This is a genomic window from Pseudomonas sp. HMSC057H01, assembly GCF_001836405.1.
GTDB lineage: Bacteria > Pseudomonadota > Gammaproteobacteria > Pseudomonadales > Pseudomonadaceae > Pseudomonas > Pseudomonas aeruginosa.
Genome location: NZ_KV828414.1, coordinates 30,208 through 53,155, shown reverse-complemented (window position 1 = coordinate 53,155; position 22,948 = coordinate 30,208). Strand labels below are relative to the sequence as shown.

General features: G+C 67.3%; 23 protein-coding genes and 1 pseudogene. 14 read left to right on the top strand and 10 right to left on the bottom strand.

Going from position 1 to position 22,948, the window contains the following annotated elements; translation table 11 throughout:
• Positions 1-4: 4 nt before the first annotated feature.
• The 3 genes from HMPREF2581_RS07545 to HMPREF2581_RS07535 form a co-directional block, all read right to left on the bottom strand.
• A complete protein-coding gene (locus tag HMPREF2581_RS07545) occupies positions 5-679 on the bottom strand; it encodes a class I SAM-dependent methyltransferase (protein ID WP_003100350.1) in 675 nt (224 codons plus the stop codon).
• Entirely contained in the window at positions 679-1,587 is a 909-nt protein-coding gene (locus HMPREF2581_RS07540; protein ID WP_003139694.1) for a siderophore-interacting protein, read from the bottom strand. Before HMPREF2581_RS07540 ends, HMPREF2581_RS07545 begins: the two co-directional genes overlap by 1 nt.
• A gap of 134 nt (positions 1,588-1,721) precedes the next feature.
• Entirely contained in the window at positions 1,722-3,146 is a 1,425-nt protein-coding gene (locus HMPREF2581_RS07535; RefSeq protein WP_003100354.1) for an aminotransferase-like domain-containing protein, read from the bottom strand.
• 179 nt (positions 3,147-3,325) lie between these two features.
• Between HMPREF2581_RS07535 and HMPREF2581_RS07530 the strand changes: the two genes are divergently transcribed.
• Both HMPREF2581_RS07530 and HMPREF2581_RS07525 read left to right on the top strand, forming a co-directional pair.
• On the top strand, positions 3,326-3,580 hold the full coding sequence (locus HMPREF2581_RS07530; RefSeq protein WP_003139695.1) for a DUF1127 domain-containing protein: 255 nt from the start codon (positions 3,326-3,328) through the stop codon (positions 3,578-3,580).
• Positions 3,577-3,834: a hypothetical protein gene (locus HMPREF2581_RS07525; RefSeq protein ID WP_003139696.1), complete on the top strand. Its 258-nt coding sequence runs from the start codon at positions 3,577-3,579 to the stop codon at positions 3,832-3,834. Before HMPREF2581_RS07530 ends, HMPREF2581_RS07525 begins: the two co-directional genes overlap by 4 nt.
• Positions 3,835-3,908: 74 nt before the next feature.
• Here the strand turns inward: HMPREF2581_RS07525 and HMPREF2581_RS07520 are convergent, their stop codons facing one another.
• Positions 3,909-4,208: a winged helix-turn-helix domain-containing protein gene (locus HMPREF2581_RS07520; protein WP_003088651.1), complete on the bottom strand. Its 300-nt coding sequence runs from the start codon at positions 4,206-4,208 to the stop codon at positions 3,909-3,911.
• A gap of 23 nt (positions 4,209-4,231) precedes the next feature.
• Positions 4,232-4,705 carry an Lrp/AsnC family transcriptional regulator gene (locus HMPREF2581_RS07515; protein WP_003088649.1) on the bottom strand — a complete coding sequence of 158 codons (474 nt, stop codon included), beginning with the start codon at positions 4,703-4,705 and terminating at the stop codon, positions 4,232-4,234.
• 132 nt (positions 4,706-4,837) lie between these two features.
• On the opposite strand from HMPREF2581_RS07515, the gene HMPREF2581_RS07510 reads away from it, so the two are divergent.
• Both HMPREF2581_RS07510 and HMPREF2581_RS07505 read left to right on the top strand, forming a co-directional pair.
• The gene (locus tag HMPREF2581_RS07510; RefSeq protein WP_003088646.1) at positions 4,838-5,230 is read left to right on the top strand and encodes a hypothetical protein; all 393 of its coding nucleotides are present in this window, start codon (positions 4,838-4,840) and stop codon (positions 5,228-5,230) included.
• A 152-nt stretch (positions 5,231-5,382) separates the two neighbouring features.
• A complete protein-coding gene (locus tag HMPREF2581_RS07505; RefSeq protein ID WP_003128792.1) occupies positions 5,383-6,384 on the top strand; it encodes a bile acid:sodium symporter family protein in 1,002 nt (333 codons plus the stop codon).
• Positions 6,385-6,438: 54 nt separating this feature from the next.
• Here the strand turns inward: HMPREF2581_RS07505 and gorA are convergent, their stop codons facing one another.
• Positions 6,439-7,794: a glutathione-disulfide reductase gene (gene gorA, locus HMPREF2581_RS07500; RefSeq protein ID WP_003139698.1), complete on the bottom strand. Its 1,356-nt coding sequence runs from the start codon at positions 7,792-7,794 to the stop codon at positions 6,439-6,441.
• A gap of 144 nt (positions 7,795-7,938) precedes the next feature.
• Here gorA and HMPREF2581_RS07495 point away from each other — a divergent pair, with 144 nt between their 5' ends.
• Positions 7,939-8,361: a VOC family protein gene (locus HMPREF2581_RS07495; protein WP_003139700.1), complete on the top strand. Its 423-nt coding sequence runs from the start codon at positions 7,939-7,941 to the stop codon at positions 8,359-8,361.
• Between the two features lie 181 nt (positions 8,362-8,542).
• On the opposite strand, the gene galU is transcribed toward HMPREF2581_RS07495, so the two are convergent.
• Together galU and HMPREF2581_RS07485 are read right to left on the bottom strand one after the other, a co-directional pair.
• A complete protein-coding gene (gene galU, locus HMPREF2581_RS07490) occupies positions 8,543-9,382 on the bottom strand; it encodes a UTP--glucose-1-phosphate uridylyltransferase GalU (RefSeq protein ID WP_003088639.1) in 840 nt (279 codons plus the stop codon).
• A gap of 47 nt (positions 9,383-9,429) precedes the next feature.
• Complete coding sequence (locus tag HMPREF2581_RS07485; RefSeq protein ID WP_003088636.1) at positions 9,430-10,791, bottom strand: UDP-glucose 6-dehydrogenase; 1,362 nt, start codon at positions 10,789-10,791, stop codon at positions 9,430-9,432.
• A gap of 151 nt (positions 10,792-10,942) precedes the next feature.
• Here HMPREF2581_RS07485 and HMPREF2581_RS07480 point away from each other — a divergent pair, with 151 nt between their 5' ends.
• On the top strand, positions 10,943-11,167 hold the full coding sequence (locus tag HMPREF2581_RS07480) for a DUF3203 family protein (RefSeq protein ID WP_003088627.1): 225 nt from the start codon (positions 10,943-10,945) through the stop codon (positions 11,165-11,167).
• Positions 11,168-11,172: 5 nt separating this feature from the next.
• On the opposite strand, the gene amrR is transcribed toward HMPREF2581_RS07480, so the two are convergent.
• Complete coding sequence (gene amrR, locus HMPREF2581_RS07475) at positions 11,173-11,805, bottom strand: efflux pump transcriptional repressor MexZ (protein WP_003139702.1); 633 nt, start codon at positions 11,803-11,805, stop codon at positions 11,173-11,175.
• Positions 11,806-11,969: 164 nt separating this feature from the next.
• On the opposite strand from amrR, the gene mexX reads away from it, so the two are divergent.
• The 3 genes from mexX to HMPREF2581_RS07460 are packed head-to-tail and all read left to right on the top strand — an operon-like array spanning position 11,970 to position 16,531.
• Positions 11,970-13,160, top strand: coding sequence for a multidrug efflux RND transporter periplasmic adaptor subunit MexX (gene mexX, locus HMPREF2581_RS07470; protein ID WP_003088624.1), 1,191 nt, complete (start codon positions 11,970-11,972; stop codon positions 13,158-13,160).
• 15 nt (positions 13,161-13,175) lie between these two features.
• The gene (gene mexY / locus HMPREF2581_RS07465; protein ID WP_003110686.1) at positions 13,176-16,313 is read left to right on the top strand and encodes a multidrug efflux RND transporter permease subunit MexY; all 3,138 of its coding nucleotides are present in this window, start codon (positions 13,176-13,178) and stop codon (positions 16,311-16,313) included.
• A complete protein-coding gene (locus tag HMPREF2581_RS07460) occupies positions 16,313-16,531 on the top strand; it encodes a hypothetical protein (protein ID WP_003110687.1) in 219 nt (72 codons plus the stop codon). Before mexY ends, HMPREF2581_RS07460 begins: the two co-directional genes overlap by 1 nt.
• Before the next feature lie 22 nt (positions 16,532-16,553).
• Here HMPREF2581_RS07460 and HMPREF2581_RS07455 read toward each other — a convergent pair whose 3' ends face one another.
• Complete coding sequence (locus tag HMPREF2581_RS07455) at positions 16,554-17,483, bottom strand: SdiA-regulated domain-containing protein (protein ID WP_003088602.1); 930 nt, start codon at positions 17,481-17,483, stop codon at positions 16,554-16,556.
• Positions 17,484-17,675: 192 nt separating this feature from the next.
• Here HMPREF2581_RS07455 and liuR point away from each other — a divergent pair, with 192 nt between their 5' ends.
• The 5 genes and pseudogenes from liuR to liuD form a co-directional block, all read left to right on the top strand.
• Positions 17,676-18,080 (top strand): liu genes transcriptional regulator LiuR, encoded by a 405-nt coding sequence (liuR, locus tag HMPREF2581_RS07450; protein ID WP_003139704.1) that lies wholly within the window; start codon positions 17,676-17,678, stop codon positions 18,078-18,080.
• 48 nt (positions 18,081-18,128) lie between these two features.
• The gene (liuA, locus tag HMPREF2581_RS07445; RefSeq protein WP_003088600.1) at positions 18,129-19,292 is read left to right on the top strand and encodes an isovaleryl-CoA dehydrogenase; all 1,164 of its coding nucleotides are present in this window, start codon (positions 18,129-18,131) and stop codon (positions 19,290-19,292) included.
• A 122-nt stretch (positions 19,293-19,414) separates the two neighbouring features.
• Positions 19,415-21,022 carry a methylcrotonyl-CoA carboxylase subunit beta gene (gene liuB, locus HMPREF2581_RS07440; RefSeq protein ID WP_003100387.1) on the top strand — a complete coding sequence of 536 codons (1,608 nt, stop codon included), beginning with the start codon at positions 19,415-19,417 and terminating at the stop codon, positions 21,020-21,022.
• A gap of 13 nt (positions 21,023-21,035) precedes the next feature.
• The gene (locus HMPREF2581_RS07435; RefSeq protein ID WP_003088598.1) at positions 21,036-21,833 is read left to right on the top strand and encodes a gamma-carboxygeranoyl-CoA hydratase; all 798 of its coding nucleotides are present in this window, start codon (positions 21,036-21,038) and stop codon (positions 21,831-21,833) included.
• A pseudogene (gene liuD / locus HMPREF2581_RS33485) lies at positions 21,830-22,948 on the top strand (methylcrotonyl-CoA carboxylase subunit alpha); the annotation flags it as partial. The gene HMPREF2581_RS07435 and the pseudogene liuD, both read left to right, overlap by 4 nt.

Here is a 22,948-nt window from a genome sequence, read left to right as displayed (position 1 = left end):
ATCCTCAGCCGGCGCGGAAGGCGATCCAGGCCTGGTAGCCCACGGCCTGGAAATAGCGGCTGGGCAGGACGAAGCCGGTGTCTTCCAGCAGTTCGCCGAGGCGCTGCTCGGACAACGGATCGAAATCCTCGCGCAAGCGTTGCAGCATGCCGTCGCTGTCCTCCGGGGAAAGCCCGGCCAAGCGGCAGGCCTCGGCCTGCACCGGGCGTTCGAAGGCGTCCCGGGCTTCCATCAGGTTGGCCAGCAGCAACGGCGCCGCTGGCGCCAGACGCTCGGCGACCGCCTCGAGGAAGCGCCGCTTGGCCTGGTCGCCGCGCAGGAAATGCAGCACCAGCAGGACCAGCGCCGCATCGCAAGGCGGCGCAGGCGGTAGCCCGGCGACGTCGCCGCAGTGCAGCTCGATCCGCTCCAGCAGGCCGAGCCTGGCGCAGCGCTGGCGGGCCAGGGCGAGCATGTCGGCCGACAGGTCCGCCGCGACGAAACGCCAGCCTGGACGCAACCCGGCCAGCTCCGCCAGTTCGCCGCCGGCGCCGCAGCCGACGCTGAGCAGGCGCGCCCGTTCCGGCAGACGGGCCAGCAACTGCGCGCGACTGAGCAGGTGCAGCAACTCGTAGCCCGGCAACAGGCGGCCGATCCGCGTCTCGTAGCCGTCCGCCTGTTTCCCGACGAAGCGGCCCATCAGTCGAACACCTTGCCCAGGCGCCAATAGCCCATCAGGGTCAGATGACGCTTGTCGATACCGCGCTCCTGCACCAGGTAGCGCCGGATCGCCATCACCGCCGCCGACTCGCCGGCGACCCAGGCGTAGAAACTGCCGCTCTCGGGGCTCGCCAGTTCCCAGAGGATCTCCTCGTCGATATCGATGTCCTCCAGCTCCTGGGCCGCACCACCCGCCACCTCGCGCTCCGGCAGCCGCGCCTGGCGCGCCGCCTCGATCATCCGCTCGCCGTTGCGCGAATGGATGCCGGCCTGGTGGCGCGGCAGCCAGTGCAGGCGCGCACCGGGAATCGCCGGCAGGTCGAGGATATCGGCTTCTCCCGGCACTTCGAGAAAGGCCTCGACCACCGGCGGCTCGGCTTCGCCGGCCAGCTCCTCGAGAATTCCCGCCACCGCGGGCAAGGCGGTTTCGTCGGCGATCAGCAGGATATGGCGGACGCCAGCCGGCGGCTTCCATTCGTAGCCGCCGGGGTCATCGCCGTATTGCCGGTTGGGCGCGGCCAGTTGCAGGCGGTCGCCGATCCGCGCGTGGGTCGCCCAGGCCGAGGCCGGGCCGTTCTCGCCGTGGAGGACGAACTCCACGTCGACCTCCTCCTGCTCGGCGCGCAGCGCACGGATGGTGTAGGTACGCATCGGCGGCCGGCGAGCCGGCTCGACGCTGCGATAGGCCTGGTACCACTCGCTGCCACCGGGCAGGCTGGGCGGCTGGCCGCTGGCATCGGGGAAGAAGATCTTGATCCGCTGGTCGGCGGCCAGGGTCTTCATCTCGGCGACCTCCGGGCCGCCGAAGACGAAGCGGGTCAGCGCCGGGCTGAGTTGCTCGCGGCGCTTGAGTTCGACATTGAACAGACGATAGGCGGGTTGCGACATGACGATGGTCTCCTGGTGACCGGCGCCCAGCGGCGCCGGCGGATGCATGCATCAGGCAACTCTAGCAAACAATGCGAATGATTAGCATTTGCTATTTGTGCAATCGTCGACTGCGTCGAAAGCACGACTGCCGCTCAGGCCTCGCAAGGCTCCAGCAGCTCGCAAGCGCTCTCCCCTACTCGCCTGACCGCCTGCTCGATGGCCGGGGTCGGCAACGCCGCGTAGTTCATCCGCAGGCAGTTCCGGTACTTGCCGGAAGCGGAGAAGATGCAGCCCACCGCGACTTGTACACCGCGGTTGCGCAAGGCCTTGTCCAGGCGCAGGGTGTCGAACGCCTCGTCCAGTTCGACCCAGAGCAGGAAACCGCCCTGGGGCCGGCTGGCGCGGGTGCCCTCCGGGAAATAGCGCGCCACCCAGTCGATCATCAGGTCGCGTCCGCGCTGGTACTGGGCGCGCATGCGCCGCAAGTGCGGCTCGTAGTGGCCGTTGCCGATGAATTCGGCGATCGCCAGTTGCGGTTGCAGGGCGCTGGCACCGGTACTGATGTACTTCATGTGCAGCACGCGGTCGGCGTAGCGCCCGGGTACCATCCAGCCGATCCGCAGGCCCGGCGCCAGGACCTTGGAGAACGACCCGCAGAGCAGCACCCGGCCATCGTCGTCGTACGACTTGATGGTGCGCGGGCGCGGATAGGTGTAGGCCAGGTCGCCGTAGACATCGTCCTCGATGATCGCCACGTCGTAGCGCTGGGCCAGGGCCAGCAGCGCCCGCTTGCGCGACTCGGGCATGATGTAGCCGAGCGGGTTGTTGCAGTTCGGGGTCACCTGGATGGCCTTGATCGGCCACTGTTCCAGCGCCAGTTCGAGGGCTTCCAGGCTGATGCCGTTGACCGGATCGGTGGGGATCTCCAGGGCCTTCATGCCGAGGCCTTTCAGCGATTGCATGGCGCCATGGAAGCTCGGCGACTCCACCGCGACGATGTCGCCCGGTTCGCACACCGCGCGGATGCTCACCGACAGGGCCTCGTGGCAGCCGGTGGTGATCACCACGTCGCTGGCGGTGGCCCGACAGCCGGAGTCCACCAACAGGCGGGCGACTTCCTCGCGCAGCAACGGCGAGCCGTGGATCCCGTCGTAGGCCAGCGCACGGGCGTCGGCGTGGCGGTTGAGCCGGGCCAGGCTGCGGGTCAGCGGTTTCAGCGAAGGGCTGGAGATGTCCGGCATGCCACGGCCGAGCTGGACCACGTCCGGCCGCGGTACCGTGCTGACCAGGGCCAGCACCTGCTCCCATTGCGAGATTTCCACCGGCCGCTGGGCCAGGCGGGCGATCGCCGGCAGCGGCGGCATCTGTCGCGCGACCGGTACGAAATAGCCGGACTTCGGCCGCGGCTCGGCCAGCCCGCGATCTTCCAGCAGCCTGTATGCCTGTTGCACGGTGCTCAGGCTGACGCCGTGCTCGATGCTCATGGCCCGCACCGAGGGCAGCCGGTCGCCCGGACGGTAGAGGCCCTGTTCGATGCGCGAACCGAGGGTCTCGGCGAGTTGCAGATAAAGGGTCATGAGCGGGACTCCAGGGTGAGCGAAAGCGGGACCGGTACAGATGGTGGCGAAATCCACCATTCAGGCCGGGGAGCGCTTGATCTGTATGCAGTCAACCCACCTTTTCTGGACCTGTACGGAACAGCGCGCGATGGCCATTCTATCTCCGTCGTCCAGCCGATCAATATGGAGTACGCAGCATGACGCGACTCAGTGCGAAATCCGAGCGCCGCCAACGCCTCGATGGCCCCTTCCCACTCGCCGCGATGGACAACCTGGCGCAGGCCCTGCGTCGCGGCTATCGCCTGGCCCGGCAACGCCAGTTGACCCGGCGCGCGCTGCTGGACCTGCAAGCGGCGGAACTGAAGGATATCGGCCTGAGCGCCGAGCAGGCCCGCGAGGAAGCCTCGCTGGCGTTCTGGCAGGCGGGAAAATCCGGCGGGAGGAAGGCATGATCCGCTGTCGCAACTGTGGCGAACGCCCAGCCAGCGAAGGGCATATCTGTATGGTCTGCAAGCGCCGATCCGACGTCGACCCATACAAGGCGCTGATCGCCATGGCCCTGCTGGTCTACTGCGGCGTCAGCCTGGCGGCCTACCTCAAGCCACATATGCCGTCACCGCCGCCTACCGCCGGCAGCAGCGTCCAGCCCGCCGAGGAGCTGGCCCAGCGCGCCCGCCAGGCCACCCTGGAACAGCGCGGCATCTGAAGAACGCATGCTCGGGAGGGGAGGCAGTTTGAGCCCCTCCTTCTTTTATATGCATATGGCCGCCAGCGCGTGGCTCATTGCGCCGGATACTCCAGCGCCGCCGCGATTCGCCGATGCTGCTCGACCACCCACTCCCGCCGTACCGCCCCCCAGTCGCGGATGACATAGCCGCCCTGGTGGTTGCGCGCACCCTCCCGCTGCTCGAACTCACAGACGATGTCCAGTTCCTCCAGCGCGGCGATGGTGTCCTGGGCGGTACGCCGGGGCATGCCGGTGGCGGCCATGATCTCCGGCACGCTGGCGATGCCGCTGTCGATCAGGTAGGCGACGTAGAGGCGGCGGTAGAAGCTGGACTTGGTCTTGCTGATGGTCATGGGCAGGCGTTCTCCGGGAAGGCTCAGGGAGCGAGCAGGGGCAAGGTAGTGGTGGATTTGATTTCCGACAAGGCGACGATGGAGTTCACTTCCTGGATGCCCGGCACCGCCGACAGCTTCTCGAAGAAAAAGCGTTCGTAGGATTCGATATCGCGGGTGACGATACGCAGCATGAAGTCCACCGCGCCCATCAGTACGTGGCACTCCAGCACCTCGGGAAACTGGTGCATCGCCTCGGCGAAGTCGGTGAGGTTCTTGCGCCCATGGGCGTTGAGCTTGATCTGGGCGAATACCTGGGTATTCAGGCCGATCTTCTTGCGGTCGAGCAGGGTCACCTGCTTGCGGATCACCCCCTCCTCCTTCAGGCGTTGGATGCGCCGCCAGCAGGGCGACTGGGAAAGTCCGATGCGCTCGGCGATCTCGGCGGTGGAAAGCGAGGATTCCTCCTGCAGCAAAGCGAGAATACGCTGATCGTACATATCCAGTGGAATGGACATAAATATTCCCTACAAAGAAAAATATAGGGATCAAGTATGCACGGATAGCGCAAAATCACGCAAAAACAGGAGAAAAAATCCGGCACGTCTCTGGGAGAATTTCTCTCGTCGAAACACTGCCTGGAGCGTCACATGTCAACCCTCGCCCCCCTTTTCCTGGCCAAACACCCTGACGGCGAAGAACGCCAGGTGATCCGCCCGAACGTCTGGGAAACCTCCTGCGCAGATACCGAGACCCTGTCGATCTTCCATATCGAGGGCATGGCCGACCCGGACCTGTTGTGCCGGGTGCTCAACCTGTTCGCCGTGCAGTCCTTCACCCCAGAGCGGGTTCGCGCCGACCGCGAGGACCACAAGATCCGCCTGCTGCTGACCTTCCCCGGCCTCAGCCAGCACCGCGCCAGCGTGATCGCGGAGAAACTGCGCTCGCTGGTCACCGTGCTCGCCGTCCGCCTGGAGTTCTCTCCCCATGCCGGCAAGGTCCGTCCCAGCGTCAGCGAGCCGCTGCTGGCCAGCGTCGTCTGAGCCCCTCGGGGCGGCGCGGCGGCCGCCCTGTCCACTCAGCGTCATCGGCTGGCCTTCTGGCGTTAGCCGGTCGCCCAGCCCATGGCTACAGTGCAGGTTCGCCAGGCAGCCAGAAGACTGCCGTGTGTTCCCCGATCCTGCAGAGCGTGCCCATGTCCCGACCGCGTTTCCTTCCGGATAACTTCACCCTGGCGCTGATCGCCACCGTCCTTCTCGCCACTTTCCTGCCCTGCAGCGGCCAGACCGCCGTGGTCTTCGAATGGGTGACCAACATCGGCATCGGCCTGCTGTTCTTCCTCCACGGCGCCAAGCTGTCGCGCCAGGCGATCGTCGCCGGCATGACCCACTGGCGCCTGCACCTGCTGGTGTTCGCCTGCACCTTCGTGATGTTCCCGCTGCTCGGCCTGGCGCTGAAACCGGCGCTGTCGCCGATGGTCACCCCGGAGCTGTACCTCGGCATCCTGTTCCTCTGCGCCCTGCCGGCCACGGTGCAATCCTCCATCGCCTTCACCTCGCTGGCGCGCGGCAACGTGCCGGCAGCGGTATGCAGCGCTTCCGTGTCGAGCCTGCTCGGCGTATTCCTCACCCCGCTGCTGGTCAAGCTGCTGCTCGGCGCCGAAGGCGAGACCGGCAACGCGCTGGACGCCATCGGCAAGATCACCCTACAACTGCTGGTACCCTTCATCGCCGGCCAGGTCCTGCGGCGCTGGATCGGCGCCTGGGTGGAGCGCAACAAGCCGGTGCTACGCTATGTCGACCAGGGCTCGATCCTGCTGGTGGTCTACACCGCCTTCAGCGCCGCGGTGATCCAGGGCCTGTGGCACGAAGTACCCTGGCTGGCGCTGCTCGGCCTGACCGTCGCCTGCTGCGTGATCCTCGCCCTGGCCCTGGTGCTGACCACGGTGCTGGCGCGACGCCTGGGCTTCAGCAAGGAAGACGAGATCACCATCGTCTTCTGCGGTTCGAAGAAGAGCCTGGCCACCGGCGTGCCCATGGCCAAGGTGCTGTTCGCCACCAGTGCGGTGGGACCGATGGTGTTGCCGCTGATGCTGTTCCACCAGATCCAGCTGATGGTCTGCGCGGTGCTCGCGCAACGCTACGCCAGGCGCCGCGACGACGCAGCGGCGGCGCTGGCCGAGGCCCCCTCGCGCTGAGCGCGAAAATGAAAGAAGCCGGCCCTGGGGCCGGCTTCTTCGTTCAGACGCGGCTCAGCGCGTCGGCGTGCGCAGGGTGACGAACTCTTCCGCCGCGGTCGGGTGGATGCCGATGGTCTCGTCGAACGCCTGCTTGGTCGCCCCGGCCTTCATCGCCACCGCGATACCCTGGAGGATCTCGCCGGCCTCGGCGCCGACCATGTGGCAGCCCAGCACCCTGTCGTCGTGGGCATCCACGACCAGCTTCATCAGGGTCTTTTCCTGGTCGTCGGTAAGGGTCAGCTTCATCGGCCGGAAGCGGCTCTCGAAGATCTTCACCTTGTGCCCGGCGCTCAGCGCCTCCTCCTCGGTCAGGCCGACGGTGCCGATGTTGGGCAGGCTGAACACCGCGGTGGGAATCAACTTGTAGTCCACCGGACGGTACTCCTCCGGCTTGAACAGCCGCCGCGCCACCGCCATGCCCTCGGCCAGCGCCACGGGGGTCAACTGGACGCGACCGATCACATCGCCCAGGGCGAGGATCGACGGCTCGCTGGTCTGGTAATGCTCGTCGACCGCGATGAAGCCCTTGTCGGTCAGCTTCACTCCGGTGTTTTCCAGGCCAAGGTCATCCAGCATCGGCCGCCGCCCGGTGGCATAGAACACGCAGTCCGCCTCCAGCACCCGGCCGTCCTTGAGGGTCGCGGCCAGGCTGCCATCGGCCTGTTTGTCGATACGGGCGATGTCGCTGTTGAACTGCAGGTCCAGGCCCTTCTTGCCCAATTCGTCGCGCAGGTGTTCGCGGACGCTGCGGTCGAAGCCGCGCAGGAACAGGTCGCGACGGTAGAGCAAGGTGGTCTCGGCGCCGAGCCCGTTGAAGATCGAGGCGAACTCGACGGCGATGTAGCCGCCGCCGACCACCAGCACACGGCGCGGCAGGCGCTCGAGGAAGAACGCCTCGTTGGAGGTGATCGCGTGTTCCTTGCCGGGAATGTCCGGCACCTGCGGCCAGCCACCGGTGGCGATGAGAATGTGCTTGGCGCTGAAACGCTGGCCGTCCACCTCGACGCTGTGCGCATCGAGCAGACGGGCGTGACCTTCGAGCAAAGTCACCCCGCTGTTCACCAGCAGGTTGCGGTAGATGCCGTTGAGCCGCTGGATCTCGCGGTTCTTGTTGCCGATCAGGGTCGCCCAGTCGAACTGCGCCTCGCCGGCGCTCCAACCATAGGCCCGGGCCTGCTCGAAGTCCTCGCTGAAATGCGCGCCATAGACCAGCAGCTTCTTCGGCACGCAGCCGACGTTGACGCAGGTGCCACCCAGGTAGCGACTCTCCGCCACCGCGACACGGGCACCGAAGCCGGCGGCGAAGCGGGCGGCGCGTACGCCCCCGGAGCCGGCGCCGATGACGAACAGATCGAAATCGAAAGACATGTTCCTACTCCTGGATCAGATGCGTTCCAGCATAACCCATTCACCAGCGTCGGCTCCCGCCGGATCGACGCAGAAACCTGTCGAAACGGCTCAGCGCAGGGCCTGGCAGGCGATGGGCTATGCTTGTCCGTGGAGGTAAGCGCGATGTCCCCCACCCTCACCCACCTGGCGCTGCACGTCCCCGACCTCGACGCCTGCATCGCCTTCTACGAAACCTTCTGCGGCATGCGGGTGATCCACCGGCGCCCCGGCAAAGGCTCGCAGATCGTCTGGATGGCCGAACCCGGCCAGGAACAACGCTTCATCTTCGTCATCATGCCCGGCGGCCAGCCGCGCAACCTGGCCAGCGACGATTACAGTCATTTCGGCTTCGCCCTCTCCAGCCGCGCCGCGGTAGACGATCTGGCGCGCCGCGCCGAGGCCGCCGGCTGCCTGGTCTGGGCGCCGCGCGACGAGCCCTATCCGGTCGGCTACTACTGCGGCCTGCGCGATCCCGCGGGCAACTATGTGGAGTTCAGTTACGGCCAGCCGCTGGGGCCGGGTTCCGAGGCACTACCGATTCTCTGACCGGGCGCGGAGGCGCCGCGTGGCCCAGGCCAGGCTGGCGGGGTTATTCGCCCGACGCCAACAACGCCACGCCCGCCGACAGCTCGGGTAGAGCGGATAACCCCCCATGGTCGTTCGCCCCATACGAAAAACGCCGCGCCCCCATCGGGGACGCGGCGTTCTTCATTGGGAACGGCGAGGCTCAGTGAGCCTTGCCGGTCTTGTAGAGGTTTTCGTAGCAGAAGTTGGTCGCCTCGATGTAGCCCTCGGCGCTGCCGCAGTCGAAACGCTTGCCCTTGAACTTGTAGGCCAGCACGCAGCCGTCCTGGGCCTGCTTCATCAGGGCATCGGTGATCTGGATCTCGCCGCCCTTGCCCGGTTCGGTCTGCTCGATCAGGTCGAAGATGTCCGGGGTCAGGATGTAGCGGCCGATGATCGCCAGGTTCGACGGCGCCTCTTCCGGCTTCGGCTTCTCGACCATGGTGTTCACCCGGAAGATATCGTCGCGGATCATCTCGCCGGCGATCACGCCGTACTTGTTGGTCTCTTCCGGCGGCACTTCCTGGATCGCCACGATGGAGCAGCGGAACTGGTTGTACAGCTTGACCATCTGCTTCAGCACGCTGTCGCCTTCGAGGTTCAGGCACAGGTCGTCGGCCAGGACCACGGCGAACGGCTCGTCGCCGATCAGCGGACGACCGGTGAGGATGGCGTGGCCGAGGCCCTTCATCTCCACCTGGCGGGTGTAGGCGAAGGTGCACTCGTCGATCAGCCGACGGATGCCGACCAGGTACTTTTCCTTGTCGGTGTTGCGGATCTGGTGTTCCAGCTCGTAGCTGATGTCGAAGTGGTCTTCCAGCGAACGCTTGCCGCGGCCGGTGACGATGCCGATCTCGGAAAGGCCGGCTTCCAGCGCCTCCTCCACCGCGTACTGGATCAGCGGCTTGTTCACCACCGGCAGCATTTCCTTGGGCATGGCCTTGGTGGCCGGGAGGAAACGAGTGCCGTAACCGGCGGCCGGGAAAAGACATTTCTTGATCATGAGAATCCTTCGACATGGACGAAGTATGCGGATGGCGCGCAGTCTAATCAGGCTGCGCTCGCCTTACAATGCCCGGCCCTTGGACGTCCTATGCCCTGGTAGATGAAGCCCAGTTCCGCCATCCGCGCCGGTGCGTAGAGATTCCGACCGTCGACCAACAGGGGAGTTCGCATGGATCCACGGATTTTCTGGAAGTCCGGCTGGCGGAACTGTTTCCACTCGGTCACCAGCACCAGGGCATCGGCGCCCTCGACGGCGGCGTAGGGCGAGTCGTGGAGCGTCAACTGGGCGCACGCCAGCGCGTCCGGATAGCGTGCCGCGACCCCGGCGTTGGCCACCGGGTCATGGGCCCTGACCCGCACCCCGTGGCGCAGCAGCGCCTCCAGCAGGACCAGGCTCGGCGCCTCGCGCAGGTCGTCGGTACCCGGCTTGAAGGCCAGCCCCCAGAGCGCCACCGTGCGCCCTTGCCAGCGTCCCTGGAACAGCTCGCCGAGGGTCTCGAAGAGCAGTTCCTTCTGCCGCGCGTTGCGCGCTTCCACCGCACGCAGTATCTGGCTGTCGAAGCCCTGTTGCTCGGCGCTGCGGATCAGCGCGCGGACGTCCTTGGGAAAGCACGAGCCGCCGTAGCCGCAGCCGGCGTAGATGAAATGGGTGCCGATGCGCTTGTCGCTGCCCATGCCACGGCGCACGTCCTCGATGTCGACGCCGGTGAGGGCGCACAGCCCGGCCATCTCGTTCATGAAGGAAATCTTGGTGGCGAGGAAGGCATTGGCCGCGTACTTGCTGAACTCGGCCTCGCGGCGCCCCATCAGCAGGACCCGTTCGTGATTGCGCAGGAACGGCGCGTAGAGCTGGCGCAGGGTTTCCCCGGCCTGCGCCTCGGCGCTGCCGATGATGACCCGGTCCGGGCGCCTGAAGTCGTCCACCGCCGAGCCTTCCTTGAGGAACTCCGGATTGCTCGCCACCGCCACCCGGAAGCGCTTGCGCCGGCGCGCCAGGCCCAGGCGGATGATCTCTTCGACCCGTTCGGCGGTGCCCACCGGCACGGTCGACTTGTTGACCACGATGCAGGCCTGGCGCAGTTGCGCGCCAAGTTGCTCGGCGACCGCCATCACGTGGCTGAGGTCGGCCGAGCCGTCCTCGCCGCACGGCGTGCCGACGGCGATGAACACCACCTCGGCGTCGGCCAGGCCTTCCGCCAGGCTGGCGGTGAAGGTCAGGCGGGCGGCGTCCAGCTGATCGCGCAGGATGCTTTCCAGGCCCGGCTCGTAGATCGGCATCTCGCCGCGTCTCAGCCGCGCGACCCGCTCGCGGTCGCGCTCCACGCAGCGCACCTGGTTGCCCATCTCGGCGAAACAGGCCGCCGTCACCAGTCCCACATAGCCCGCACCAATCACGCATAGCCGCATGGCGTCGTCCTCCGCTGGCCTCGCCTTCTCTGCGGACGATTGCAGCCAAGCGCGGTGGCAGGCGCGTGACGCTGGCGTGAAGCTACCGTGACAGAACCCGCGCGGATGCCCGGGGTCCACCCAAGGTAGGCGGAGAAAACGGGAGGTTCCCATGTCCATCGAAATCGATTCGGAACAAGGCATCTGCAGCGTGGAGATCGAAGGCAGCCGGCATCGCGCGCCGGTCGACAGCCTGCGCATCGGTACCGACGCCGAGGCGCGCCTGTCGGTGCTCTACATCGATGGCAAGCGCCTGCACATCAGCGAGGAGGACGCCCAGCGGCTGGTGGTCGCCGGCGCCGAGGACCAGCGCAGGCACCTGATGGCGGACGATTGACGCCCTCAGGCGTCCGCCAGCAAGAGGTAGGGAGAACTGCGCAGGCTATCGAGGCCGGCGCGGAACATGCGTTCGGCGCGGCTCCAGGGATCGTCGCGCAAGCGCTCGGTCCAGGCCAGGGTGCCGCAGATGCCGTCCCACAGCGATTGCAGATAGATGCTGGCCAGCTCGACGTCCAGCCGCGCCGGCAGTTCGCCGCGCTCCACCGCCCGGCGGATCTGCCGTCGGCCGAAGCGTTGCCCCTGCTTCTCGAGCAGCTCGCGGCGGCGCAGCAGCGGCTCGTTCTCGTCGCTGCGTTCGCACTTGAGGTAGAGGATCTCCAGCACCCGCTGCACCGAACCGGGTTCGCAGCACTGGCGGAGAAAGCCCATGCCGGCGCGCAGGAGGATGTCCAGCGCCGGCACCCTGGCGTTTTCATCGGGTACCTCGATCTGGCCGAAGGCGCGGTCGCACATCGCCAGACAGACCTCGATCTTGTTCTTGTAGTGGCCGTAGACCGCACCGCGAGAAACCCCGGCGGCGTCCGCCAGGTCGGCCATGGCAGTGGTGCCCACGCCCTTTTCCAGGAAAACCCGCTCGGCGGCATCGAGTATGCCATCGCGGGTTTTCTGGGATTCCTCTTTGGTTTTCCTGGCCACTGAACGTCCTCACAAGGGAAAGGCGCCGCAGATCATAAGGATATGTTACAGAAACGCCAATTAATTAATCACTCATGATTGATTATATGCTACTGTCGCGCCGCTCGTGAGTTGCGGTGCCCCTTCCCGGGCAAGCTCGCGAGTTCACGAATCGAGGGACACCCATGCACATCCAATGGACCGGCTCGCTGCGCGGGCTGCTGGCGGCCCTGGTCGCCCTATTCCTGCTGGGCTGCGAAGAAGCAGCGGACACCGGGAAGACTGCGGAGGCCCCCGCCGAGGTCGGCGTGATCGTCGCCAGGCCGGCGCCCATCGGCATCACCAGCGAGCTGCCCGGACGCCTGGAAGCGTACCGCCAGGCCGAGGTGCGGGCGCGCGTCGCCGGCATCGTCACCCGTCGCCTGTACGAGGAAGGCCAGGACGTCCGCGCCGGCACCGTGCTGTTCCAGATCGACCCGGCGCCCTTGAAGGCGGCCCTGGACATCAGCCGCGGCGCCCTGGCCCGGGCCGAGGCCAGCCACGCGGCGGCGGCCGACAAGCTCAAGCGCTACGCCGACCTGATCAAGGACCGCGCCATCAGCGAACGCGAGTACACCGAAGCGCAGACCGACGCGCGCCAGGCCCTGGCGCAGATCGCCTCGGCCAAGGCCGAACTGGAGCAGGCCCGCCTGCGCCTGGGCTACGCCACGGTCACCGCGCCGATCGACGGCCGCGCGCGGCGCGCGCTGGTCACCGAAGGCGCGCTGGTCGGCGAGGACTCGCCGACACCGCTGACCCGCGTCGAGCAGATCGATCCGATCTACGTGAACTTCTCCCAGCCGGCCGGCGAAGTCGCCGCCATGCAGCGGGCGATCCGCGAAGGCCAGGTGAAGGGTGTCGCCGACAAGGACATCGCCGTGCGCCTGGTCCTGGCCGACGGCAGCGAGTACCCGCTGGCCGGCGAGCTGCTGTTCTCCGACCTCGCGGTCGACCCCGGCACCGACACCATCGCCATGCGTGCCCTGTTCCGCAATCCGCATCGCGAATTGCTGCCCGGCGGCTACGTGCAGGTGCGCCTGCAGCGCGCGGTGAACCCGCAGGCGATCACCGTCCCGCGCGACGCGCTGATCCGTACCGCCCAGTCCGCCGTGGTCAAGGTGGTCAACCCACAGGGCGTGGTGGAAGACGTGGAGGTCCGCGCCGACACCCTGCAGGGCCGCGACTGGATCATCAGCCGCGGGCTCAAGGGCGGCGAGCGGGTGATCGTCGAGAACGCCGCCCAGCATGCCGCCGGCTCCAGCGTCCAGGCGGTGGTCCGCCAGCCGGCCAGCGCCGACGCCCCCTCACCGCTGGCCGCCTCGCCGGCGGGCCAGTGACGGAGAACGCTACGAATGGCTCGTTTCTTCATTGACCGGCCGGTCTTCGCCTGGGTGATCTCCCTGCTGATCGTGCTCGCCGGGGTCCTGGCGATCCGCTTCCTGCCGGTCGCCCAGTACCCGGACATCGCGCCGCCGGTGGTCAACGTCAGCGCCAGCTATCCCGGCGCCTCGGCCAAGGTGGTCGAGGAAGCGGTGACCGCGATCATCGAGCGCGAGATGAACGGCGCGCCCGGCCTGCTCTACACCAAGGCCACCAGCAGCACCGGCCAGGCTTCGCTGACCCTGACCTTCCGCCAGGGCGTGAACGCCGACCTCGCCGCGGTGGAAGTGCAGAACCGCCTGAAGATCGTCGAGTCGCGCCTGCCCGAGTCGGTGCGGCGCGACGGTATCTACGTGGAGAAGGCGGCGGACAGCATCCAGCTGATCGTCACCCTCACCTCCTCCAGCGGCCGCTACGACGCCATGGAACTGGGCGAGATCGCCTCGTCCAACGTGTTGCAGGCGCTGCGCCGGGTGGAGGGCGTGGGCAAGGTCGAGACCTGGGGCGCCGAGTACGCCATGCGCATCTGGCCCGACCCGGCCAAGCTGACCTCGATGAACCTCAGCGCCAGCGACCTGGTCAACGCCGTGCGCCGGCACAACGCCCGCCTCACCGTGGGCGACATCGGCAACCTCGGGGTCCCCGACTCGGCGCCGATCAGCGCCACGGTGAAGGTCGACGACACCCTGGTGACGCCCGAGCAGTTCGGCGAGATTCCGCTGCGCATCCGCGCCGACGGCGGCGCGATCCGCCTGCGCGACGTGGCCCGCGTCGAGTTCGGCCAAAGCGAGTACGGCTTCGTCTCGCGGGTCAACCAGATGACCGCCACCGGCCTGGCGGTGAAGATGGCGCCCGGCTCCAACGCAGTGGCCACCGCCAAGCGCATCCGCGCCACCCTCGACGAGCTGTCGCGCTACTTCCCGGAGGGCGTGAGCTACAACATCCCCTACGACACCTCGGCGTTCGTCGAGATCTCGATCAGGAAGGTGGTCAGCACCCTGCTCGAGGCGATGCTGCTGGTGTTCGCCGTGATGTACCTGTTCATGCAGAACTTCCGCGCCACCCTGATCCCGACGCTGGTGGTGCCGGTGGCCCTGCTCGGCACCTTCACGGTGATGCTCGGCCTGGGCTTCTCGATCAACGTGCTGACCATGTTCGGCATGGTCCTGGCGATCGGCATCCTGGTGGACGACGCGATCATCGTGGTGGAGAACGTCGAGCGGCTGATGGCCGAGGAAGGCCTGTCGCCGCACGACGCCACGGTCAAGGCGATGCGCCAGATCAGCGGGGCCATCGTCGGCATCACCGTGGTGCTGGTCTCGGTATTCGTGCCGATGGCGTTCTTCAGCGGCGCGGTGGGCAACATCTACCGCCAGTTCGCGGTGACCCTGGCGGTCTCCATCGGCTTCTCGGCGTTCCTCGCGCTGTCGCTGACCCCGGCCCTGTGCGCCACCCTGCTGCGCCCGATCGACGCCGACCACCATGAGAAGCGCGGCTTCTTCGGCTGGTTCAACCGCGCCTTCCTGCGCCTGACCGGACGCTACCGCAACGCGGTGGCCGGCATCCTCGCCCGGCCGGTCCGCTGGATGCTGGTCTACGCCCTGGTCATCGGCGTGGTCGCCCTGCTCTTCGTGCGCCTGCCGCAGGCGTTCCTGCCGGAAGAGGACCAGGGCGACTTCATGATCATGGTGATGCAGCCCGAAGGCACGCCGATGGCGGAGACCATGGCCAACGTCGCCGATGTAGAGCGCTACCTGGCGGAGCACGAACCGGTGGCCTACGCCTATGCGGTCGGCGGCTTCAGCCTGTACGGCGACGGCACCAGCTCGGCGATGATCTTCGCCACCCTGAAGGACTGGTCGGAACGCCGGGAGGCCAGCCAGCACGTCGGCGCCATCGTCGAGCGCATCAACCAGCGCTTCGCCGGCCTGCCCAACCGTACGGTGTATGCGATGAACTCGCCGCCGCTGCCGGACCTGGGTTCCACCAGCGGCTTCGACTTCCGCCTGCAGGACCGTGGCGGGGTCGGCTACGAGGCCCTGGTCAAGGCCCGCGACCAGTTGCTGGCGCGCGCCGCCGAGGACCCGCGCCTGGCCAACGTGATGTTCGCCGGCCAGGGCGAGGCGCCGCAGATCCGCCTGGACATCGACCGGCGCAAGGCGGAGACCCTCGGCGTGAGCATGGACGAGATCAACACCACCCTGGCGGTGATGTTCGGCTCGGACTACATCGGCGACTTCATGCACGGCAGCCAGGTGCGCAAGGTGGTGGTCCAGGCCGACGGCGCCAAGCGCCTGGGCATCGACGACATCGGCCGGCTTCACGTGCGCAACGAGCAGGGCGAGATGGTCCCGCTGGCGACGTTCGCCAAGGCCGCCTGGACCCTCGGCCCGCCGCAACTGACCCGCTACAACGGCTATCCCTCGTTCAACCTCGAGGGCCAGGCCGCACCGGGCTACAGCAGCGGCGAAGCCATGCAGGCGATGGAGGAATTGATGCAGGGCCTGCCCGAGGGCATCGCCCACGAGTGGTCCGGCCAGTCCTTCGAAGAACGCCTGTCCGGCGCCCAGGCGCCGGCGCTGTTCGCCCTCTCGGTGCTGATCGTGTTCCTCGCCCTGGCCGCCCTCTACGAAAGCTGGTCGATCCCGCTGGCGGTGATCCTGGTGGTGCCGCTGGGCGTGCTCGGCGCACTGCTCGGGGTGAGCCTGCGCGGCCTGCCCAACGACATCTACTTCAAGGTCGGCCTGATCACCATCATCGGCCTCTCGGCGAAGAACGCCATCCTCATCATCGAGGTAGCCAAGGACCATTACCAGGAAGGCATGAGCCTGCTGCAGGCGACCCTGGAGGCCGCGCGCCTGCGCCTGCGACCGATCGTCATGACCTCGCTGGCGTTCGGTTTCGGCGTGGTCCCGCTGGCGCTCTCCAGCGGCGCCGGTTCCGGCGCCCAGGTCGCCATCGGCACCGGGGTGCTCGGCGGGATCGTCACCGCCACGGTACTCGCGGTGTTCCTGGTACCGCTGTTCTTCCTGGTGGTCGGGCGCCTGTTCCGGTTACGCAAGGCGCCGCGCACCGGCACCTCGCCCCGGATCCCGACGGAGCAAGCCTGATGCCCCTAGCGAAACTCTCGCTCCCCACCCTGGCACTGTGCGTCGGGCTGCTCGGCGCCTGCCCACCGACGCCTCGGCAGCCGCGCGCGGCCCCGATCGTTCCGGCCAACGGCCCCGACCTTCGGGGCAAGCTGGACGACTGGCAACAGCAGTTCACCGACCCGCTGCTGCGACAGATGATCGGCTACGCGCCGGCGCTATCCGGCGCGCAAGCCTGAATTCCGCCGTCCTTTTCCCGCCCTAGTCGGCCGCCGGCAGCGCTCGGCTGAAGCGGTAGAACAGGTTCGGCTCGCTGACCACGTACAGGCTGCCCCGGTCGTCCATCGCCAACCCTTCGGCCTGCGGCACGTCGTCCGTCAGGCCATGGTTGCCGCCACGCAGGGTCAGGCTACCGAGCGGATCCCCGGCGCGATCCAGTTCGATGACCACCCGCGACTCGTCGGAAAGCACCAGCAGGTGATCGCTGGCCTTGTCGTAGTAGAGGCTCGACAGATCGGTGAGGAACAACCCGCGATCGCGCTGCGGGTCGCCGCCGACGCTCAGGTCGAGCGCCTCGCCGCGGTCGTTGAAGAAGCCGTTTACCTCGATGATGCCCACCGGCGCCTTTTCCCGGGCCACGAACAGGCGCTCGCGCAGCGGGTCGTAGGCCAACCCCTCGAAGCCCTTGTTGCGTTTGTTTGCACTGCCCAGGGAGAACTTCCGGGCGTTGCGCGGATCGTCGATGTCGATCACCCGGGTGTCGGCGTCGACATGGATCTCCACCAGGCGTTGGCGACGCTCCTCGGCGACCACGTAGACGCCGGGCCGGATGTACTCGATAGCCTCCGGATCCTGGAAACCGCGCAGGGGGATGCGTCGCAGCAATTCGCCGTCCAGCGACAGCTCGAGGAAATGCGGGTCCTGGTTGGTCACGCTGACCAGGCTGCGCCGGCTGGGGTCGAAGGACAGCGCCGAGACGTTGGACTCCGCGCCCAGCACGCGGGCTTCGATATCGACCCGATAGTCGGCCAGGCGCAGGGCGTTCTCGCGCGCAACATCGCCGCCGTAGCGCTGCTCCAGCTTGAACCAGATGCGCTCGAACGCGCGCTGCTGCTGACCCGCCACCAGCAGCGCAAGCAACGCGGCGAGCAGGCAAGCCAGCAGCGTCCTGTAGGTCATCAGCCGACTCATCGTTACGACTCCTCCGAGAAACACAGTGTTCGGCGAAGCAGAACAGAGCCATCCGTGCCCTTTCATGAGGCGCCGATTAAATATTTCTGACAAGTATCTTTCACGGCTGTCATTTTTCCCCCGTTCCAGGCGTTGACAGGATTTCGGTGCAGCTTTACGTTAACGTAAAGGTAAACAAGCAGGTGCCTGCGCATGTCCACCACCTACACCATCTCCGATCTCGCCCGCGAACTGGACATCACCACCCGCGCCATCCGCTTCTACGAGGAGCAAGGCATGCTCTCCCCCGAGCGACGCGGCCAGGAACGCATCTATTCGCCGCGCGACAAGGTCAGCCTGAAGCTGATCCTGCGCGGCAAGCGCATCGGTTTTTCCCTCGCCGAATGCCGCGAACTGATCGAGCTCTACGACCCGGACCCGAGCAGCGGCAACCAGAAGCAGTTGAACACCATGCTGGAGAAGATCGCCGAGCGCCGCGCCCAGCTGGAACAACAGTTGCTGGACATCGAACAGATGCAGCTGGAACTGGATACTGCCGAGGAGCGCTGTCGAGCTGCGCTGATTAAAAGCTATAACAAACAACCAGTTGCAACATAAACCTCATTCGAAGCTTTAAACCGGACAAGCACAATTACAGGTGAAAGCATGACCTATCCCAGCCTCAACTTCGCCCTCGGCGAAACCATCGACATGCTCCGCGACCAGGTCCGCGGCTTCGTCACCGCCGAACTGCAGCCGCGCGCCGCGCAGATCGACCAGGACAACCAGTTCCCCATGGACATGTGGCGCAAGTTCGGCGAGATGGGCCTGCTCGGCATCACCGTCGACGAGGAGTACGGCGGTTCGGCGCTGGGCTACCTGGCACACGCCGTGGTCATGGAAGAGATCAGCCGGGCCTCGGCCTCGGTGGCGCTCTCCTATGGCGCGCATTCCAACCTCTGCGTCAACCAGATCAAGCGCAACGGCAACGCCGAACAGAAGGCCCGCTACCTGCCGGCCCTGGTGTCCGGCGAACACATCGGTGCGCTGGCGATGAGCGAACCCAACGCCGGCTCCGACGTGGTCTCGATGAAGCTGCGCGCGGACCGGGTCGGCGACCGCTTCGTTCTCAACGGCAGCAAGATGTGGATCACCAACGGTCCCGATGCCCATACCTATGTGATCTACGCCAAGACCGACGCGGACAAGGGCGCGCACGGGATCACCGCGTTCATCGTCGAGCGCGACTGGAAAGGCTTCAGTCGCGGGCCGAAGCTGGACAAGCTGGGCATGCGCGGCTCGAACACCTGCGAACTGATCTTCCAGGACGTCGAGGTACCCGAGGAGAACGTCCTCGGCGCGGTCAACGGAGGGGTCAAGGTACTGATGAGCGGCCTCGACTACGAGCGCGTGGTGCTTTCCGGCGGCCCGGTGGGAATCATGCAGGCGTGCATGGACGTGGTGGTGCCGTACATCCATGACCGCCGCCAGTTCGGCCAGAGCATCGGCGAATTCCAGCTGGTCCAGGGCAAGGTGGCCGACATGTACACCGCCCTCAACGCCAGCCGCGCCTACCTATACGCCGTGGCCGCCGCCTGCGACCGCGGCGAGACGACCCGCAAGGACGCCGCCGGGGTGATCCTCTACAGCGCCGAGCGCGCCACCCAGATGGCCCTGGACGCGATCCAGATCCTCGGCGGCAACGGCTACATCAACGAGTTTCCCACCGGCCGCCTGTTGCGCGACGCCAAGCTCTACGAGATCGGCGCCGGCACCAGCGAGATCCGCCGCATGCTGATCGGCCGCGAGCTGTTCAACGAAACCCGCTGAAGCCTCGCTCTCCCCGGCCCTTTTCCGCCAGGGAGAGGGCATTCCATTGCATCGACAGGCGCATCGCCAGGTCGGGAGCGGGCGCCAACCGCTTCCGCCCACCTCGACACGGAGCCACCGCCATGGCCATCCTGCACACCCAGATCAATCCACGCTCCGCCGAGTTCGCGGCCAACGCCGCGACCATGCTGGAACAGGTCAACGCCCTGCGCACCCTCCTCGGCCGCATCCACGAAGGCGGCGGTAGCGCCGCCCAGGCCCGGCACAGCGCGCGCGGCAAGCTGCTGGTGCGCGAACGCATCAACCGCCTGCTCGACCCCGGCTCGCCGTTCCTCGAGCTTTCCGCCCTCGCCGCCCATGAGGTCTACGGCGAAGAGGTCGCCGCCGCCGGCATCGTCGCCGGGATCGGCCGGGTCGAAGGGGTGGAATGCATGATCGTCGGCAACGATGCCACGGTGAAGGGCGGCACCTACTATCCGCTGACTGTGAAGAAGCACCTGCGGGCCCAGGCCATCGCCCTGGAAAACCGCCTGCCATGCATCTACCTGGTGGACTCCGGCGGCGCCAACCTGCCGCGCCAGGACGAGGTGTTCCCCGACCGCGAGCACTTCGGCCGGATCTTCTTCAACCAGGCCAACATGAGTGCCCGCGGCATCCCGCAGATCGCCGTGGTCATGGGCTCCTGCACCGCCGGCGGGGCCTACGTGCCGGCGATGTCCGACGAAACCGTGATGGTGCGCGAACAGGCCACCATCTTCCTCGCCGGGCCGCCGCTGGTGAAGGCCGCTACCGGCGAGGTGGTCAGCGCCGAGGAACTTGGCGGCGCCGACGTGCACTGCAAGGTCTCCGGGGTCGCCGACCACTATGCCGAGGACGATGACCATGCCCTGGCCATCGCCCGCCGCTGCGTCGCCAACCTCAACTGGCGCAAGCAGGGCCAGCTGCAATGCCGTGCGCCGCGCGCACCGCTGTACCCCGCCGAGGAGCTGTACGGGGTGATTCCCGCCGACAGCAAGCAGCCCTACGACGTGCGCGAAGTGATCGCACGGCTGGTGGACGGCTCCGAGTTCGACGAGTTCAAGGCGCTGTTCGGCACCACCCTGGTCTGCGGCTTCGCCCACCTGCACGGCTATCCGATAGCCATCCTGGCCAACAACGGGATCCTCTTCGCCGAGGCCGCGCAGAAAGGCGCGCACTTCATCGAACTGGCCTGCCAGCGCGGCATCCCGCTGCTGTTCCTGCAGAACATCACCGGTTTCATGGTCGGCCAGAAGTACGAGGCCGGTGGCATCGCCAAGCACGGCGCCAAGCTGGTGACCGCGGTGGCCTGCGCGCGGGTGCCGAAGTTCACCGTGCTGATCGGCGGCAGCTTCGGCGCCGGCAACTACGGCATGTGCGGACGCGCCTACGACCCGCGCTTCCTGTGGATGTGGCCGAACGCGAGGATCGGCGTGATGGGCGGCGAACAGGCCGCCGGGGTGCTCGCCCAGGTCAAGCGCGAGCAGGCCGAGCGCGCCGGCCAGCAGCTCGGCGTCGAAGAGGAGGCGAAGATCAAGGCACCGATCCTCGAGCAGTACGAGCACCAGGGCCATCCCTACTACTCCAGCGCGCGACTGTGGGACGACGGCGTGATCGATCCGGCGCAGACCCGCGAGGTGCTCGCCCTGGCGCTTTCCGCCGCCCTCAACGCCCCCATCGAGCCGACCGCCTTCGGCGTGTTCCGCATGTGACGAGCAGACCAGCATGAGCGAATTCCAGACCATCCAGCTTGAGATCGACCCGCGCGGCGTAGCCACCCTGTGGCTGGACCGGGCGGAAAAGAACAACGCCTTCAATGCCGTCGTGATCGACGAACTGTTGCAGGCCATCGATCGCGTCGGCAGCGACCCGCAGGTCCGCCTGCTGGTGCTGCGCGGCCGTGGCCGGCACTTCTGCGGCGGTGCCGACCTGGCCTGGATGCAGCAGTCGGTGGACCTCGACTACCAGGGCAACCTGGCCGACGCCCAGCGCATCGCCGAACTCATGACCCATCTCTACAACCTGCCCAAGCCGACCCTGGCGGTGGTCCAGGGCGCGGTGTTCGGCGGCGGGGTCGGCCTGGTCAGTTGCTGCGATATGGCCATCGGCAGCGACGACGCGACCTTCTGCCTGTCCGAGGTACGCATCGGCCTGATCCCGGCGACCATCGCCCCGTTCGTGGTCAAGGCCATCGGCCAGCGCGCCGCGCGACGCTATTCGCTGACCGCCGAGCGCTTCGACGGACGCCGCGCCAGCGAACTGGGCCTGCTCAGCGAAAGCTGTCCCGCCGCCGAACTGGAAAGCCAGGCCGAGGCCTGGATCGCCAACCTGCTGCAAAACAGCCCGCGCGCCCTGGTCGCCTGCAAGGCGCTCTACCATGAGGTCGAGGCCGCCGAGCTGAGCCCGGCGCTGCGCCGCTACACCGAGGCGGCCATCGCCCGCATCCGCATCAGCCCGGAAGGCCAGGAAGGCCTGCGCGCCTTCCTGGAGAAACGCACGCCCGCCTGGAGAAACGACGCATGAACCCGGACTACCGCAGCATCCAGCGCATCCTGGTCGCCAACCGCGGCGAGATCGCCTGCCGGGTGATGCGCAGCGCGCGCGCCCTCGGCATCGGCAGCGTCGCCGTGCACAGCGACATCGACCGCCACGCCCGCCACGTCGCCGAAGCCGACATCGCCGTCGACCTGGGCGGCGCCAAGCCCGCCGACAGCTACCTGCGCGGCGACAGGATCATCGCCGCCGCCCTCGCCAGCGGCGCCCAGGCGATCCACCCCGGCTACGGCTTCCTCTCGGAGAACGCCGACTTCGCCCGCGCCTGCGAGGAAGCCGGCCTGCTCTTCCTCGGGCCGCCGGCGGCGGCCATCGACGCCATGGGCAGCAAGTCGGCGGCCAAGGCGCTGATGGAAGAAGCCGGCGTGCCGCTGGTGCCCGGCTATCACGGCGAAGCCCAGGACGCCGAGACCTTCCGCCGGGAAGCCGGAAGGATCGGCTACCCGGTGCTGCTCAAGGCCGCCGCTGGCGGCGGCGGCAAGGGCATGAAGGTGGTGGAGCACGAAGCCGAGCTGGCCGAGGCCCTTTCCTCCGCCCAGCGCGAGGCCAAGGCCGCCTTCGGCGACGCGCGGATGCTGGTGGAGAAATACCTGCTGAAGCCGCGCCACGTGGAGATCCAGGTATTCGCCGATCGCCATGGCCACTGCCTGTACCTCAACGAACGCGACTGTTCGATCCAGCGCCGCCACCAGAAGGTCGTCGAGGAAGCCCCCGCCCCCGGTCTCGGCGCGGAACTGCGCCGGGCCATGGGCGAGGCCGCGGTACGCGCGGCGCAGGCGATCGGCTACGTTGGCGCCGGTACCGTCGAATTCCTCCTCGACGAACGCGGCCAGTTCTTCTTCATGGAAATGAACACCCGCCTGCAGGTGGAACACCCGGTCACCGAGGCCATCACCGGCCTCGACCTGGTCGCCTGGCAGATCCGCGTCGCTCGCGGCGAGGCGCTGCCGCTGACACAGGAACAGGTGCCGCTGAACGGCCACGCCATCGAAGTGCGGCTCTACGCGGAAGACCCCGAGGGCGGCTTCCTCCCCGCCAGCGGCCGCCTGGCGCTGTACCGCGAAGCGCCCGCCGGCCCCGGCCGG